Origin of the sequence: Terriglobus sp. TAA 43 (assembly GCF_000800015.1) — a bacterium.
In the GTDB taxonomy this organism is placed as follows: Bacteria; Acidobacteriota; Terriglobia; order Terriglobales; family Acidobacteriaceae; genus Terriglobus.
Genome location: NZ_JUGR01000001.1, coordinates 25,317 through 39,490, shown reverse-complemented (window position 1 = coordinate 39,490; position 14,174 = coordinate 25,317). Strand labels below are relative to the sequence as shown.

The 14,174-nt window shown below is 57.4% G+C and carries 11 protein-coding genes; 6 read left to right on the top strand and 5 right to left on the bottom strand.

Features of this window, described 5'->3' with window-relative positions; genetic code table 11:
• Positions 1–134 precede the first annotated feature (134 nt).
• Both M504_RS00195 and M504_RS00190 read left to right on the top strand, forming a co-directional pair.
• Positions 135–3,440, top strand: coding sequence for an efflux RND transporter permease subunit (locus M504_RS00195; RefSeq protein ID WP_047486628.1), 3,306 nt, complete (start codon positions 135–137; stop codon positions 3,438–3,440).
• A gap of 63 nt (positions 3,441–3,503) precedes the next feature.
• Positions 3,504–4,751, top strand: coding sequence for an efflux RND transporter periplasmic adaptor subunit (locus tag M504_RS00190; protein WP_047486625.1), 1,248 nt, complete (start codon positions 3,504–3,506; stop codon positions 4,749–4,751).
• A gap of 68 nt (positions 4,752–4,819) precedes the next feature.
• Here the strand turns inward: M504_RS00190 and M504_RS20945 are convergent, their stop codons facing one another.
• Both M504_RS20945 and M504_RS00180 read right to left on the bottom strand, forming a co-directional pair.
• On the bottom strand, positions 4,820–6,727 hold the full coding sequence (locus tag M504_RS20945) for a PAS domain-containing sensor histidine kinase (RefSeq protein WP_052200137.1): 1,908 nt from the start codon (positions 6,725–6,727) through the stop codon (positions 4,820–4,822).
• A gap of 21 nt (positions 6,728–6,748) precedes the next feature.
• The gene (locus tag M504_RS00180) at positions 6,749–7,747 is read right to left on the bottom strand and encodes a YpdA family putative bacillithiol disulfide reductase (RefSeq protein WP_047486622.1); all 999 of its coding nucleotides are present in this window, start codon (positions 7,745–7,747) and stop codon (positions 6,749–6,751) included.
• Between the two features lie 138 nt (positions 7,748–7,885).
• Here M504_RS00180 and M504_RS00175 point away from each other — a divergent pair, with 138 nt between their 5' ends.
• Complete coding sequence (locus tag M504_RS00175; protein WP_047486619.1) at positions 7,886–8,500, top strand: nitroreductase family protein; 615 nt, start codon at positions 7,886–7,888, stop codon at positions 8,498–8,500.
• Positions 8,501–8,576: 76 nt separating this feature from the next.
• Here M504_RS00175 and trxA read toward each other — a convergent pair whose 3' ends face one another.
• Positions 8,577–8,909 carry a thioredoxin gene (gene trxA / locus M504_RS00170; protein WP_047486616.1) on the bottom strand — a complete coding sequence of 111 codons (333 nt, stop codon included), beginning with the start codon at positions 8,907–8,909 and terminating at the stop codon, positions 8,577–8,579.
• Positions 8,910–9,134: 225 nt separating this feature from the next.
• On the opposite strand from trxA, the gene M504_RS00165 reads away from it, so the two are divergent.
• From M504_RS00165 to M504_RS00155, 3 genes are all read left to right on the top strand, one after another.
• Positions 9,135–9,797, top strand: coding sequence for an HAD family phosphatase (locus M504_RS00165; RefSeq protein WP_232296092.1), 663 nt, complete (start codon positions 9,135–9,137; stop codon positions 9,795–9,797).
• Between the two features lie 69 nt (positions 9,798–9,866).
• Positions 9,867–10,346, top strand: coding sequence for a (deoxy)nucleoside triphosphate pyrophosphohydrolase (locus M504_RS00160; RefSeq protein WP_047486611.1), 480 nt, complete (start codon positions 9,867–9,869; stop codon positions 10,344–10,346).
• 132 nt (positions 10,347–10,478) lie between these two features.
• The gene (locus M504_RS00155; RefSeq protein WP_047486608.1) at positions 10,479–11,807 is read left to right on the top strand and encodes a M48 family metallopeptidase; all 1,329 of its coding nucleotides are present in this window, start codon (positions 10,479–10,481) and stop codon (positions 11,805–11,807) included.
• Positions 11,808–11,874: 67 nt separating this feature from the next.
• On the opposite strand, the gene M504_RS00150 is transcribed toward M504_RS00155, so the two are convergent.
• The gene (locus tag M504_RS00150) at positions 11,875–13,125 is read right to left on the bottom strand and encodes an Nramp family divalent metal transporter (RefSeq protein ID WP_047486605.1); all 1,251 of its coding nucleotides are present in this window, start codon (positions 13,123–13,125) and stop codon (positions 11,875–11,877) included.
• Positions 13,122–14,171, bottom strand: coding sequence for a glycosyltransferase (locus M504_RS00145; protein ID WP_047486602.1), 1,050 nt, complete (start codon positions 14,169–14,171; stop codon positions 13,122–13,124). Before M504_RS00145 ends, M504_RS00150 begins: the two co-directional genes overlap by 4 nt.
• Between the last annotated feature and the right edge of the window lie 3 nt (positions 14,172–14,174).

Here is a 14,174-nt window from a genome sequence, read left to right as displayed (position 1 = left end):
AAGCACTGACTCGTTCGTCTAGAGAAAACACTTAAGGAAACTCCCGCAGGGTTCCTGCAAATTTGGCACAATGGTGCCTAGCGGTATTCCCCGCATTTCTCTAACGCACGTTTTTCCTTTCGGAGCTGTCCTTCATGTGGATTGTCCGCCTTGCCCTTCGGCGCCCGTACACCTTCGTGGTGATGAGCGTGCTGATCCTTGTGCTTGGCATTGTCTCCATTGAGACCATGTCCACGGACATCTTCCCCACCATCGACATTCCCGTAGTCACCGTGGTGTGGAGCTACAGCGGCACCAGTCCGGATGAGATGGAGAAGCGCTTCACGACGATCAGTGAACGCGCCATGACGACGACCGTAAACGACATTGAGCACCTTGAGTCGCAGTCGGTCAACGGTATCTCCATCATCAAGATCTTCTTCCAGCCGGGCGTGAAGGTGGAAGCCGCCGTGGCGCAGGTAACGGCCGTCAACCAGACGATTCTGCGTATTCTGCCGCCGGGTACCACGCCGCCGTTCATTCTGCAGTTCTCCGCATCGAACGTGCCAATCCTGCAGGCGGTCGCTTCGTCGAACAAGTTGTCAGAGAGCGAACTGTTCGATGTGGGTTCGCAGTTCATCCGTACGCAGTTGGCAACCGTGCAGGGCGCGCAGGTGCCGCAGCCGTACGGCGGACGTATTCGCCAGGTGGCTGTAGATCTTGATCCCGCCGCGCTGTATTCGAAGGGACTTTCGCCGCAGGACGTGGTGAATGCGCTGACGGCGCAGAATCTGATTCTGCCTGCAGGCGACATCAAGATTCAGGACCGCGACTACGTGGTCCGAACGAATGCCTCGCCGCAGATTGCCGCGCAGTTGAACGATATTCCCATCAAGCAGGTAAACGGGGCGACCGTGTACATGCGCGATGTAGCGACAGTTCATGAGGGATCTGCACCGCAGCAATCCATCGTCCGTTACAACGGCCAGCGCGCCGTGCTGATGACGATTCTGAAGGCTTCCTCATCGTCCACGTTGGACATCGTGGCAAAGGTGAAAGAAGTCCTTCCGCGCATCCTGGCGAATGTGCCGCCACCAGCGCCGGAAATTCGTATCCTGTTTGACCAGTCGATCTTTGTGCGCGCCGCGCTGGAAGGCGTGGTGAAGGAAGCTGCCATTGCCGCCGGTCTGACGGCCATCATGATCCTGCTCTTCCTTGGATCATGGCGCTCGACGGTGATCATCGCTGTGTCGATCCCGCTGTCGATCCTGGTATCGGTGATCTGCCTGAAGTTCCTGGGACAGACGCTGAACACCATGACACTGGGCGGACTTGGGCTGGCGGTCGGCATCCTGGTGGACGACGCTACGGTGGAAATTGAAAACATCCACCGAAATCTGGGATTGGGCAAGGAAATTGAACCTGCCATCCTGGACGGCGCTGCGCAGATTGCGGTTCCGGCGTTCGTTTCCACACTGGCAATCTGCATCGTGTTCGTTCCGGTGGTCTTCCTGACGGGCGCTGCCAAGAGCTTGTTTGTGCCGCTGGGTATGGCGGTGGTTTTCGCCATGATGGCTTCGTACTTCCTGTCGCGAACCCTGGTACCCACCATGGTGAAGTTCCTGCTGGCGAAGGAAGTGGATGTCTACTCGCTGGCGGAAGCGTCCCACGGCGACCATCCTCTCTCCGCAGAAGAGCAAGCAGAAGTTGACCAGAAGATGCGTGGGCTGGGAGTTATCTGGCGTACGCACTTTGCCTTCAACCGCGTCTTTGAGGCGTTGCGATCGCGGTACCAGCGTTTGCTGGATTGGGCGCTGGTGCATCCTGGCTTTTCGCTTGGTTGCTTCGGCCTGTTCATCGTGCTGTCCGCCTGCCTGCTGCCGTTCATCGGTCAGGACTTCTTCCCGGACGTGGATGCGGGAAGCTTCCGGCTGCATGTTCGCACCGCCCCCGGAACACGTCTGGAAGCGACGGAAGCCATCTTCGCTCAGGTGGAGAATGTCATCCGTGCGACCATTCCGGCGGACGAGCTGGACGGCATTCTGGACAACATCGGAACGCCCAATGGCGCATTCAACCTGGCCTTTGGCGACGGCGCCCTCACAGACGTGCAGGACGGCGAGATTCTTGTCTCGCTGAATCAGGAAAAGCACAAGCCCACTGCGCTTTATCGCGAGAAGCTGCGTGAGACGCTGCGCAAACAATTCCCGCAGACCACGTTCTTTTTCCAGGCTTCGGACATTGTGAACCAGATCCTGAACTTTGGCCTGCCTGCTCCGATTGACATTCAGGTGAGCGGACGTCTGGCCGAGGCGAACTATGCGACGGCGCAGGCGATTCGTGCGGACATCGCGAAGATTCCGGGCGTGGTGGATGCTCACGTTCACCAGGTGATGTATGCGCCAGAGTTGCGTGTCAACGTGGACCGCTCGCGCGCGCAACTGCTGAACATGACAGAGCAGAACGTTGCGGGCAGCATGCTGACAGCGCTTTCGGGATCAGGTATCGCAGCGCCAAACTACTGGCTCAGCCCGAAGAACGGCGTGAACTATACCGTGGTGGTACAGGTGCCGCCCACGACGCTGGATTCCGTGGATAAATTGAACAATCTGCCGATCTCCAACGGCACGACCACGACGCAGGGTGCCACCAACGCTGGTGCGCCGCCAGTGGGAGCTTCGCAGTTCCTTTCCAACCTGGCGCAGATTCAGCATGGAGCAAGTCCGGCCATTACAAACCACTACAACGTGCAGCCGGTGTATGACGTGTATTCCAGCGTGCAGGGCCGCGATCTGGGCGGTGTGAATCGCGATATTCAGAAGGTTCTAAAGAACTACACCGTACAGAGCGGTAAGCTCTCCAAGGGCGCAACCATTACGGTGCGCGGCCAGGTGAAGAGCATGCAGGACAGCTTTACAGGGCTTGGACTAGGCATGATCTTTGCTGTTCTGCTGGTGTACCTGCTGATGGTGGTCAACTTCCAGAGCTGGCTTGATCCGTTCATCATCCTGATGGCGTTGCCGGGCGCGGCCTGCGGCATTCTGTGGATGCTGTTCCTGAGCGGCACCACGTTCTCAGTGCCCTCGCTCATGGGAACCATCATGACCATCGGCGTGGCGACAGCAAACTCCATCCTGATGGTGACGTTTGCCAACGACCAGCGATCACTGGGCCTGAACAGCATTCAGGCTGCGTCGGCTGCGGGCTTTACACGTTTGCGTCCTGTCATGATGACAGCGTTGGCCATGATCCTGGGCATGCTTCCCATGTCGCTGGGCATGGGCGAGGGTGGCGAACAGAATGCACCACTAGGACGCGCCGTGATCGGCGGCCTGCTGGTGGCCACCGCAACCACCCTTGTGATTGTTCCTATTTTCTATTCTCTGCTGCGCAAGAAGGTCCCGAGCCATCTTCAAACGGAAGAACTGCCCGAGCCCGAAGAGGAGTTTTCCCATGCGTAACGCTGAACAGCTTTCAACCTATTTGAACTGCCACCGCAACACGTTTGAAGGAGCCCGCTGAGCATGGCCCAGAACATCGCACAGGATCCGGCAATGACCGGGCATTCCGCAACCACTCAACAGCCTGCAGGCAAAGGCCCATTCGTTGCCGCAGCCGGTGGATTTCTTTTGCTGGCGGTTGTCGGTATCGCCTTCCTGATTCCGAAACTGCATCATCAAAATGACCTGGAAGACCGCACCCGCGACGCCTCTGGACCACCGCCGGTTGCAGTTGTAGCCGTTGGGCTGGGACAACCCAGCAGCAAGCTGGAATTACCCGGCACCGTGCAGGCATTCTCGCAAACTCCGATCTATGCGCGCACCTCGGGATACATCTCGAAGCGCTACGTGGACATTGGCGATCACGTAAAGGTCGGGCAATTACTGGCCACCATTGAAGATCCGCAGACCGAGCAATCGCTTCGGCAAGCGCGCGCAAACCTGTTGCAGTTGAAGGCGCAGCTACTGCAGGCGCAGGCCAATGCTAAGTTGTCGACACTGAACAACACGCGCGGTCAACAGCTTCATACCGAGGGTGTGATTTCGCAAGAAGCCGCGGACAATTACACCGCGCAATCGGGCGCGAACGATGCAACGGTGGAAGCGGCCAAGGCTAACATTGCCGCGGGTGAAGCGAACGTGAAGTCGCTGGAAGAACAGGCGTCCTTCTCGCGTGTTGTGGCCCCCTTCACTGGCGTGATCCTGTCGCGTTCCATCGATAACGGATCGCTGATCACATCCGGCTCTGCTAACAGCGTGACGCAGCTCTTCACGATTGCGCAGTCGGGTGTAGTCCGCGTCTTTGCGAATGTGCCGCAGAGCAATGCGCCGGACGCATTGAGCGCATCCACGGCGCAGGTGACATTCCGCGAACTTCCGGGACACGTCTACTCTGGCTCCATCACACGTTCGTCGACGTCGATTGATCCGGCGTCGCGCACGCTGCTGACGGAAATCGATCTGCCGAACCCCGATGGCAAGATTCTTCCCGGCATGTTTGCTACGGTAACGTTCGCTGTGAAGAATTCGCGTCCGCCGGTCCTGCTGCCAGGCAATGCCCTGGTTGTTCGTACCGCTGGACCGCAGGCTTATACCGTGGATGCAAATAACGTTGCGCATCTGCACAGTGTCGTACTGGGCCGCGACTACGGCACCAGCGTAGAGATCCTCAGCGGCTTACAGCAGGGTGATCACGTAATCCTGTCGCCGTCTGATGCAGTGCAGGAAGGAACCAAAGTGGCTCCTGAACTCGAGAAGCCACAGAAGCCGTAACCTCTAATGAGTCACAAGGAAAAGCCCGCCATGTGGCGGGCTTTTCCTATGTACGTTCCTTCCAGGCTTCAGACCAGATGATCCGCCAGTACCTCTGCAGAGCTATGCACGATACGCGGGCCACGCGGTACGCCATCCCATGGGAAGAACAGCGAGAACACGGTACCAGAGGCGTCGCCACGATACTTCGCCTGGCGGCTGCGCACCAGCAGCGCGCCGTGGTGCTTCTCGAGAATCTCCGCACTCACCCATAGCCCAAGACCGGTGCCGCTGGCGTCCTTGGTGGTGAAGAATGGCTCGAAGATGCGACGACGCACAGCATTCGACATCCCCATGCCCTCATCCGCAACAGTGATGCGCACTCCCTTTCGGTCATTGCGACGCATCGTACGCGCGCGGACAAAGAGACGTCCCCCTTGCGGCATGGAATCAATCGCGTTGCCAACAAGGTTTGCAAAGAGCTGGCGAAGTTCACCCGCATAACCAAAGAGCAACGCCGGATCTTCCAGTCGCAACTCCGCCTGCACATTCGCTGACCGCAGCTTGGCATTGTGCAGTAGCAAAACACTGCGCAGCATCTCCGTCACCTCCACGTCTGTGGCGGTTGAAGAGTGGCGGTGAAACCGCAATGTCTGCTGCGTGATTTCACCCACTCGTTCCACTTCCGTCTGCGCCAGCGCGACCCAGTCCTGCGCCTGTATGTCCAGCGATGGGTTGCCGCGCAGAAGGTAGAGCGCGTTGGTAACAGCTTCCAGCGGCGTATTGATCTCATGCGCGATGGAAGAAGCGAGACGTCCGGCGATGGCCAGTTTTTCGCTGCGACGCATGGCCTCCTCGGCATGGCGGCGCTCCGTTACTTCGGAGACGATCACACCCACCCAGCGCACTTCTTCACCAATGAATACGGGGAAGTAACTTGCAAGCCAGATACGCGGGTGAATGTCGCCTGCCAGTTCGCCACTAAGTTCGTGCTCCGCAACTGCTTCGCCCGTACTGAAGACCTGCTCCACCACTCGTTCGGATTCCAGCGCCAGCGAATTCACATCTCCTTCGGTTGGGGGCACCAGGTCACGCAAACGTCGCCCAAGATGTTGTTCGAGCGGCACGCCGTGCATCTTCGCGAGGCGGTCATTGATGCGGATGTAGCGATAGTCGCGATCATAAAATGCAAACCCGATGGGCGCGGTGCGCAGCATGGCGTCGAGGAGGTTCAACGTCTCCTGCGTGCCGCGACGCTGACGTGCAATCTCGCTCACCATGCCGTTGAAGCTATCGAGAAGTGCGCCCGCCTCATTCTGTGCCGCCACCACCGGCACAGTTAACGGGAATGCGGACAGGTTGTTGGGGTCACAACGCAACTGCAACGTGGCGCGCCGCAGTTGTCGCAGCGGCTGAGCCAGCGTAGCGCTAAGAGCCCACACCAACAGCACGTTGCCCAGCAGCGCAAATGGGAAGTAGATCAGCAGGCTTTGCAGCACGCGCTTGGGCGTGTTCATGGTCAAAGCAGAATCCTGCGTAACCCACAGGATGCCTCGGACCAATCCATCAGAGATGATCGGCTGCGCGCCTTCCTCATTGCCCTCGTCGGAAAGAACGCGAAGATACTTACGGCCGGAGAGCAGCTTGGGCAGCAGCTTCTGTTCACGGTCCGAAAGTTGCATGGGCAGCTCTTCGCTTGTGTTTCGCAGGACTTTGCCGGTGACATCCGTGACACGCGCGCCCTTCAACGAAGCAGCGATGGGAAGCTCATGCATTACGTCGTCGATCATGTCGTCGTCATGCAACTTCATTGGCTGCGCCAGCGATTTCGCAATGATGGAACTCTGTCGCTGCAAACGGATGCGGTCACGCTCGCGGCTTTCGCGGAATTGGTCGCGCACGCTAAAGCTCAGGAAGACGCCGAACACAAGGAGCTGCACCAACAACGTGCCTGCGATCAACTGCCCCATGATCGTCTTCGGCGCCCAGCGCATCATCGTTCTCAGTTCCCTTTCCTGTTAGGACTTGCCAAGCAATTTGACGGCCAGGTCACGTGCAATGAGAGCACCGTGGAAGCGGCCATTTTCGATAAAGATTTCGTTGGTGCGTTCTCCTGCGACCACGACACCCGCCATATAGATTCCATCCACATTTGACTCCAGCGTTGCCGCATTGCATACCGGGCAACGGCTGTTGTCAGGATCAAGCGTGACGCCCATGCGCTCCAGGAAGTCGAAGTCAGGATGGTATCCCGTCAGCGCAAACACGAAATCATTCGCCAGCGTAATCTCACCCTGTGGCGTATTCAGAGTGACGGTGTCCTCTGCAATCTGCTTCACAGTTGACGCAAAATACGCCGCTATTTCGCCGTTTGCAATGCGGTTCTTAATGTCTGGCAGAATCCAGTACTTTACATGCCGATGCATGGCTTCACCGCGATGCACCAGCGTGACCTTCGCACCGTGACGCCATAGATCAAGAGCCGCAATCGCCGCGGAATTCTTGCCACCGATCACCAATACATTCAGCCCGAAATACGGGTGCGGCTCGTCGTAATAGTGATGGACCTTATTGAGGTCTTCGCCCGGGAGGCCGAGATAATTCGGAAGATCGTAGTAGCCCGTGGAAACAATGAGCTTCTTTGCGCGGAAGTCCTGCGCACGACCAAAGCGATCCGTGGTGTGTACGGTGAAATCTCCGTCTACGCCACTCACACGATCCACATGATGATATTGCCGCACGTCCAGAGCGTAGTACTCTGCCACCTTCCGGTAATACTCCAGCGCCTCACTACGGGTGGGCTTCTGGTTGGGGCTGCTGAACGGCATGTTGCCAATCTCCAGTAACTCCGGCGTGGTAAAAAACGTCATATGCGCCGGGTAATGGAAGAGGCTGTTGCACACGCACCCCTTATCCACCAGAACCACGCGCAGGCCTTCCTTCTGCGCATCAATGGCGCAGGCCAGTCCGGTGGGTCCCGCCCCTATCACCAGCACATCGAACAACATGTCGGACATATATTGATCATTGAATCATGCTGTGCGCAGAAGGCAAGCGCCATTCACCGGTCATCGCACACGCCATAAGCGGACGCACATCGTAACGATGGTCAGCAACATCCAAACAAAATCACTTCGCCTTCAAAGGAAAATGCCATGTCCGACCTCCCCGCACTGGAAAAGCTGAAGCACGGTAACCCGGAAGCACTTGTTCATGATCTGATTCTGGCTCGCTGGAGCCCTAGATCATTCGCGGACAAGTCCATTTCCGACGCCGATCTGAAGAGCATCTTTGCTGCCGCCGCCTGGGCTCCGAGCAGCAGCAACGAACAGCCATGGCGCTTCCTGGTGGGCCGCAAAGGCGACGAAACCTACACGAAGATCTTCAATGCGCTGGTACCTGCGAATCAATCATGGGCACAATCAGCTCCCGTTCTGTACTGCAGCTTTGGCAAAAAAACCTTCACCAGCAACGACCAGCCCAATCCCTATTGCCTGCACGATACGGGTGCGGCTTCCGCAGTGATTACGCTGCAAGCGATCTCCATGGGCATTCACACGCATGGCATGGGCGGATTCGATAAAGAGACACTGCGCGCATCGTTCGGCGTACCGAGCGACTTTGAAGCAGGCGCCTGCTGGGCGCTGGGCTATTTGGGCAAGCCAGAAGACGCTCCGGAGAAGTACCGCGCCGCAGAGACCGCGCCGCGTTCCCGCAAACGCCTTGCCGAATATGCTTTCAGCGAGTGGGAAAAGCCTGCTTCGTTCTAACTCCTTGCTACAAACGCAGAAAGGCCCGGGCATCTGCTCCGGGCCTTTTCTGCAACCTCTTGACGTGCGACTCAGCTTACGCGAGCACCTTGCCAATGGTCTTGTCGATGGTGTCCTTGGGCACGTAGCCCACGATCTGCTCCGCAACCTTGCCGTCCTTGAAGAGCAGCAGCGCGGGGATACCGCGAATGCCATAACGGCCCGGCGTGGCTGCGTTGCGATCCACGTCCATCTTCATGACCTTGATCTTGCCTTCGTACTCGCCAGCAACCTGGTCTACGACAGGGGCAAGCGCCCGACACGGTCCGCACCAGGTGGCCCAAAAGTCCACCAGGACGGGCGTCTCGCTCTTCAGCACCTGCTGTTCAAAGTCCACGTCGTTCACTTCAGTTACAAACTGTCCTGCCATCGATTTGCCTCTTCTCCCGGGAATGTTCGCTCGACCGGATTGCCCGCGTTAGCGAGGGTCTCGCGATCGTTCCTGCTTAAGAATAGATGCACCCAGCACAAAAACGCTTCAGGTGTACCCCTGTATGTGCATGCAGGGTTCATCCAGCCTTGCGACAATAGAAGCATGAATCAGGCTATAAGCGCCAGTCCTCGTCGTTTCTCTCGCAGTGAATTCCTGCAGAATGTGCGTGATGCACGTCTCCGCACCGCCGTTTTCGACTTCGACGGCACGCTCTGGCCCGGCGATGCCGGCTCCGGCTTTATGCACTGGACCATCGCCACCCGCCTGCTGCCCGGCGAGGCGACGCGCCACATTCTGGATCGCCACGCCCTCTACAACCGCGGCGAAGTGGGCGAAATCGCCATTTGCGGCGAGATGACCTCGATCTACGCCGGTATTTCCGAGAAAGCCCTGCGCGATTCCGCGGCGAAGTACTTTGTCGACCACGTGCAGCCCCACTTCTTTCCGGAAATGATCGCCATTTTGAAGGAGTTGCAGGCCAGTGGGACGGATATTTGGGCCGTATCGTCCACGAATAACTGGATGATTGAAGAAGGCGTCCGCGAGCTGGGAATTGCACCGGATCACGTGCTGGCGGCCTGTGTGGCCGTGGAAGACGGCATCGCAGGCGAGACGATCCTGGATATCCCTTCCGACGAGGGCAAGGCCGAAGCGCTGCGCCGTGTGGGACTGACACACCCAGATGCCGTCTTTGGCAACAGCGTGCATGACCTGCACATGCTGGAGATGGCAAAACATCCTTATCCGGTGAATCCGACCGCAGCGCTGGCGGAAAAATCGGCGGAACTCGGCTGGAACGTTTACTATCCGGCGACCGAAGGCTAGGGTCAGTGGCCCTTCAGCATCTACACTGCTGTGACGGTGGTGCAATTGCTGCCGGAGGGATGCAGGGCTTTGAAGAAGAAAGCGGTCATTCGAAAGCTCGACGGAAAGCGGGATAACCCAGCGCGGTTGCCCCGTACCGTTCGCCTTGTGGTGGCCGCGCTGATTCTTCGTCCTGGCGCTGATGGCGCCGAAGAAGTGCTGATCTGCCAGCGAAAGGCAGATCAGCCCATGAGCCTGAAATGGGAGTTTCCCGGCGGCAAGATTGAACTTGGCGAAGGTCCCGAAGAGGCGCTGCGTCGCGAACTGGATGAGGAACTCGGTATCCACGCGGAGATTGGCCCTCTGCTGACCCGTGTCCGGCACAACTACCGCAACGGTGGCGCTGTGGACATCCAGTTTTTCCGCGTCCGCAGCTTCACAGGCGAGCTACAGAATCGGATTTTTCAGCAGATTCGCTGGTCTGGATTTGAAACCCTGCCGGAATATGACTTTCTCGCCGCTGACCTGGGTATGATTCATGATCTGGCGGAAGGCAAACTGAAAGTTTAGGGTATATCCCTTTATTTGCAATTACTTGCAAGTGTTTCCAGAAGCATTGCCTCAACCTTCCGATCTTGATTTGAGCTGCAAGTACGTCGACGATCACCCGCGAAAGATGGCCTGAGTCTGCTATAAACCGGCATGCGCCGATTGCTTCTGCTCATGTTGCTTCTTGTGGCTGTTCCCCTCCACGCCGGCACTACGCCTGCTGAAAAACTGGCGAACGACGCGGCACAGCACGAACTGGATTCTTCGCCCGAAGGTGGCAACATCCCGTCGTACTCGCTGAACGCTGCGGATCTGGTCAAGGCACAGCATCTGGACAAGGTGGGTACGGTGCTGCACTTTGCCACCTCCATCTGGTCGTTGGTGTACACCGTGGCGCTGCTAGCGCTGGGAGTGGTGGGATGGATGCAGCGGACCGTAACATCGCGTTTCAAGAACCGCTGGCTGCAGGGCGCCACCTTCCTGCTTCTGTTTCTTGTCATTACAGGTTTGTTGGACGCACCGTTCAGCGTCTATGGCCATTGGCTGAGTTTGAAGTACGGGTTGAGCGTGCAGAGTTGGGGCAGCTGGCTGGGCGACCAGGCGAAGAGTGCGGGCATTGGGTTGGTCATCGGCACTCTGCTCGTGATGCTGCTGTTCTGGTTCATCCGCAAATTTCCGCGTCGCTGGTGGTTCGGCTTCTGGATTGTCTCCATCCCCATCACTCTGGCAGGCATTTTCATTACGCCGTATGTGATTGATCCGCTGTTCAACAAATTTGAGCCGCTGCAGCAATCGCATCCTGAACTGGTGCAGCGGTTGGAAGAAGTGGCGAACCGCGGCCACATGAACATTCCTCCAGACCGAATGTTCCTGATGAAGGCATCAGAAAAGGTGACAACGCTAAACGCGTACGTGACCGGCTTCGGTGCATCGAAGCGCGTAGTGGTATGGGACACGTCGATTGCCAAGGGCACGCCGGACGAAATCCTTCTCATCTTCGGCCATGAGAGCGGGCATTACGTGCTGCATCACATTGTGCGCGGCATTCTGGAAAGCATGGTGATCACGTTCATCACGCTCTATCTGGGATACCTGTTTGTGAAGTGGGCTATCCGCCGCTTTGGAGCCTCGTGGGGTATCCCGACGCAGAACGACTGGGGCGCGCTCGCAGTGTTGCTGCTGGCGTTTTCGCTGTTCAGCTTCTTCCTTGAGCCAGTTACTTCCACGCTGTCGCGCACGCAGGAGCATGCTGCCGATGTGTACGGCATGGAAGCCATTCACGGCATCGTGGCAAACCCGCAGGAGACTGCGCGCGGAGCGTTTCAAGTGTTGGGTGAGACAAGCTACGACTTGCCGAATCCAAACCAGTTCCTTGAGTTCTGGACGTATGGTCATCCCAGCATCGGGCGCCGCGCGGCTTTCTCAGCGCACTACGACCCATGGGCTGATGGCTATGCGCCGAAGTATTTTCCGAAGCAGTAACGCTTCTTCAAAAGCAAAAGGCGCCGCAGTCAAAATGCGGCGCCTTTTGCTTTTGTTTGACTGCTGATTATCCGCGTACCGATTGCCATACCAAGACCAGCGATAGACCAGTGACCAGGATGCCCGTGATCCACGCGATGGCGTTAAACCATGTGCGATTGCGACACTCGCCCATCAGCTCTGGCTTGTTGATCAGCTTCAGCATGAAGTACATCACCACTGGCAGTAGCAAGCCGTTCAACACCTGCGACAACACGGCCATCTTCACCAGCGGGAAATTGGGGATGAGTACAACCGCTGCGCCCGCCGCGATGAGGATGGTGTACAGCCAGTAGAAGACCGGTGCCTGTTTCCATGTGCGATCCAGGCCACTTTCAAAGCCCAAGCCTTCGCAAACGGTATACGCCGTGGAGAGCGGCAAGATGGACGCCGCAAACAAGGATGCGTTGAATAATCCCGCAGCAAAGAGCAGAAATGCGTAATCGCCCGCGATAGGCCGCATGGCTTCCGCCGCATCGGCTGCGACGTTGATATTGCGCACACCGTGAATCCACAATGTGGCCGCACACACCACGACGATGAACCACGCAACAACGTCGGTGAAGATGGAGCCAATGGTCACGTCAAGACGCGTGGCCTTGTACTGCTTCACCGTTACGCCCTTCTCCACAATGGACGACTGCAGATAAAACTGCATCCAGGGCGTGATAGTCGTACCGATGACACCGATGGTCATGTAGACGTAATTGCGGTCATGCCACAGGGAACGATCAGGCAGTTTTACCGTCTCGACCAACGCAGTGTGCCAGTCCGGTCTGCCGAGCACGCCTGCTGCGATGTACGCGAGATAGACCACGCTGGCAAAGAGAAAGATCTTCTCCACGCTCTTGTAGTCGCCTTTCACAACAAGTGCCCATACCAAGAACGCACACACGGGCACGGCGATGTACTTGCTGACATGAAAGAGACCGAGAGCGCCTGCAATGCCGGTAAACTCCGCAATGACATTGCCAAAGTTCACCACCACCAGTAGCAACATGATGATGAAAGTCAGACGCAGACCAAACTCTTCGCGGATGAGGTCGCTAAGCCCCTTACCGGTGACCGCACCCATGCGCGCGCACATCTCCTGCACCACAATGAGCGCAATGGTGATGGGAATCATCGTCCACAGCAGTGCGTAACCATACTGCGCACCCGCCTGCGAATACGTGAAGATGCCGCCCGCATCGTTGTCCACGTTGGCCGTGATGAAGCCCGGGCCGAGCGCTGCAAGGAAGAACAGAATGCGGTAACGCCAAACCTTCAGCCACTTCACGCCGCACCTCCCTTCTTCGCTTCCAGAATCGTTTGCACGCGTTCCACGATGCGACGCACCTGCGTGTCGTTGTCGTAACCACTGGACCACGCGCGTTTCATGCCCGCCAACGCAATGCGATTTCGCGCGGCTTCATCAGGCAAGTAGAGCCTGATCTTTGCAAGCAGTTCGTCATAGCCCTCGAAGAACACAGCTTCCTCGTCTTCGACAAAACGCTCCAGATGCCCCGCCGATCTCTCGGCAAGAAGGAAGCCTCCGCAAGCCGTAATTTCAAACGATTTGTGAACAAACTCGTCCTGATTGGAGTGTGTGAGAAAGCTCAGGTTGATCTTCGATCGCCAGATGGCTTCGCGATACTGTTGTTGAAACAACTCGCCTTCGCAATAGAGCGTGTCGAACATCTTTCCCAACGGTCCACGCCAATGTTGCGGGCCTCCGGAGATCGCCACAGGAACGCCATCGGCATGCAAACGAAGCAACGTTTGTGCGCGCTGATCATAACTGGTACCGATGAACGAAACACCGCGATCACGCCGCGCATCCGTATAGGGAGGGTCGTGCGGAAAGTGCAGCGTGGGCTCAAACGCGGTCTGAATTTTGATGACGTCGCGTGCGCCGGCATTTTTGTAATCCGTCACATTCACATCGCGCTGCGTGCAGTGCAGGTCGTAGTACGGAATGGTCTTTGCGTAGAGCCTCCATCCCGGATCGCGGCGCGGACCAAAGAAGTTGTCAATCATGTACGAGACGGTGACGATGCCCTTCTTACGCAAGCGTTGCAGCGTGGAGGGCTTCATGAAAAGCACCTTGTCTGCCCACACGACGTCTGGCTTCAAGCTTTCTGCCATCGACAGGATGTCGCGATTCAGGCGCTCAACTTCTGGTCCCCAGACGAGGCGGAATTCAATCTTCTGCAGTAGAGGATTTTGCTGGCGGTAATCCAGCGTGTTCAGTTCAAAAACTTCATGCCCTTCCCGACGCAACGCAAGAATGCGATACCACGCGGAGTCAAACGAAGTAATCTGCCCAGCGTAAAGAATCCTCATGCG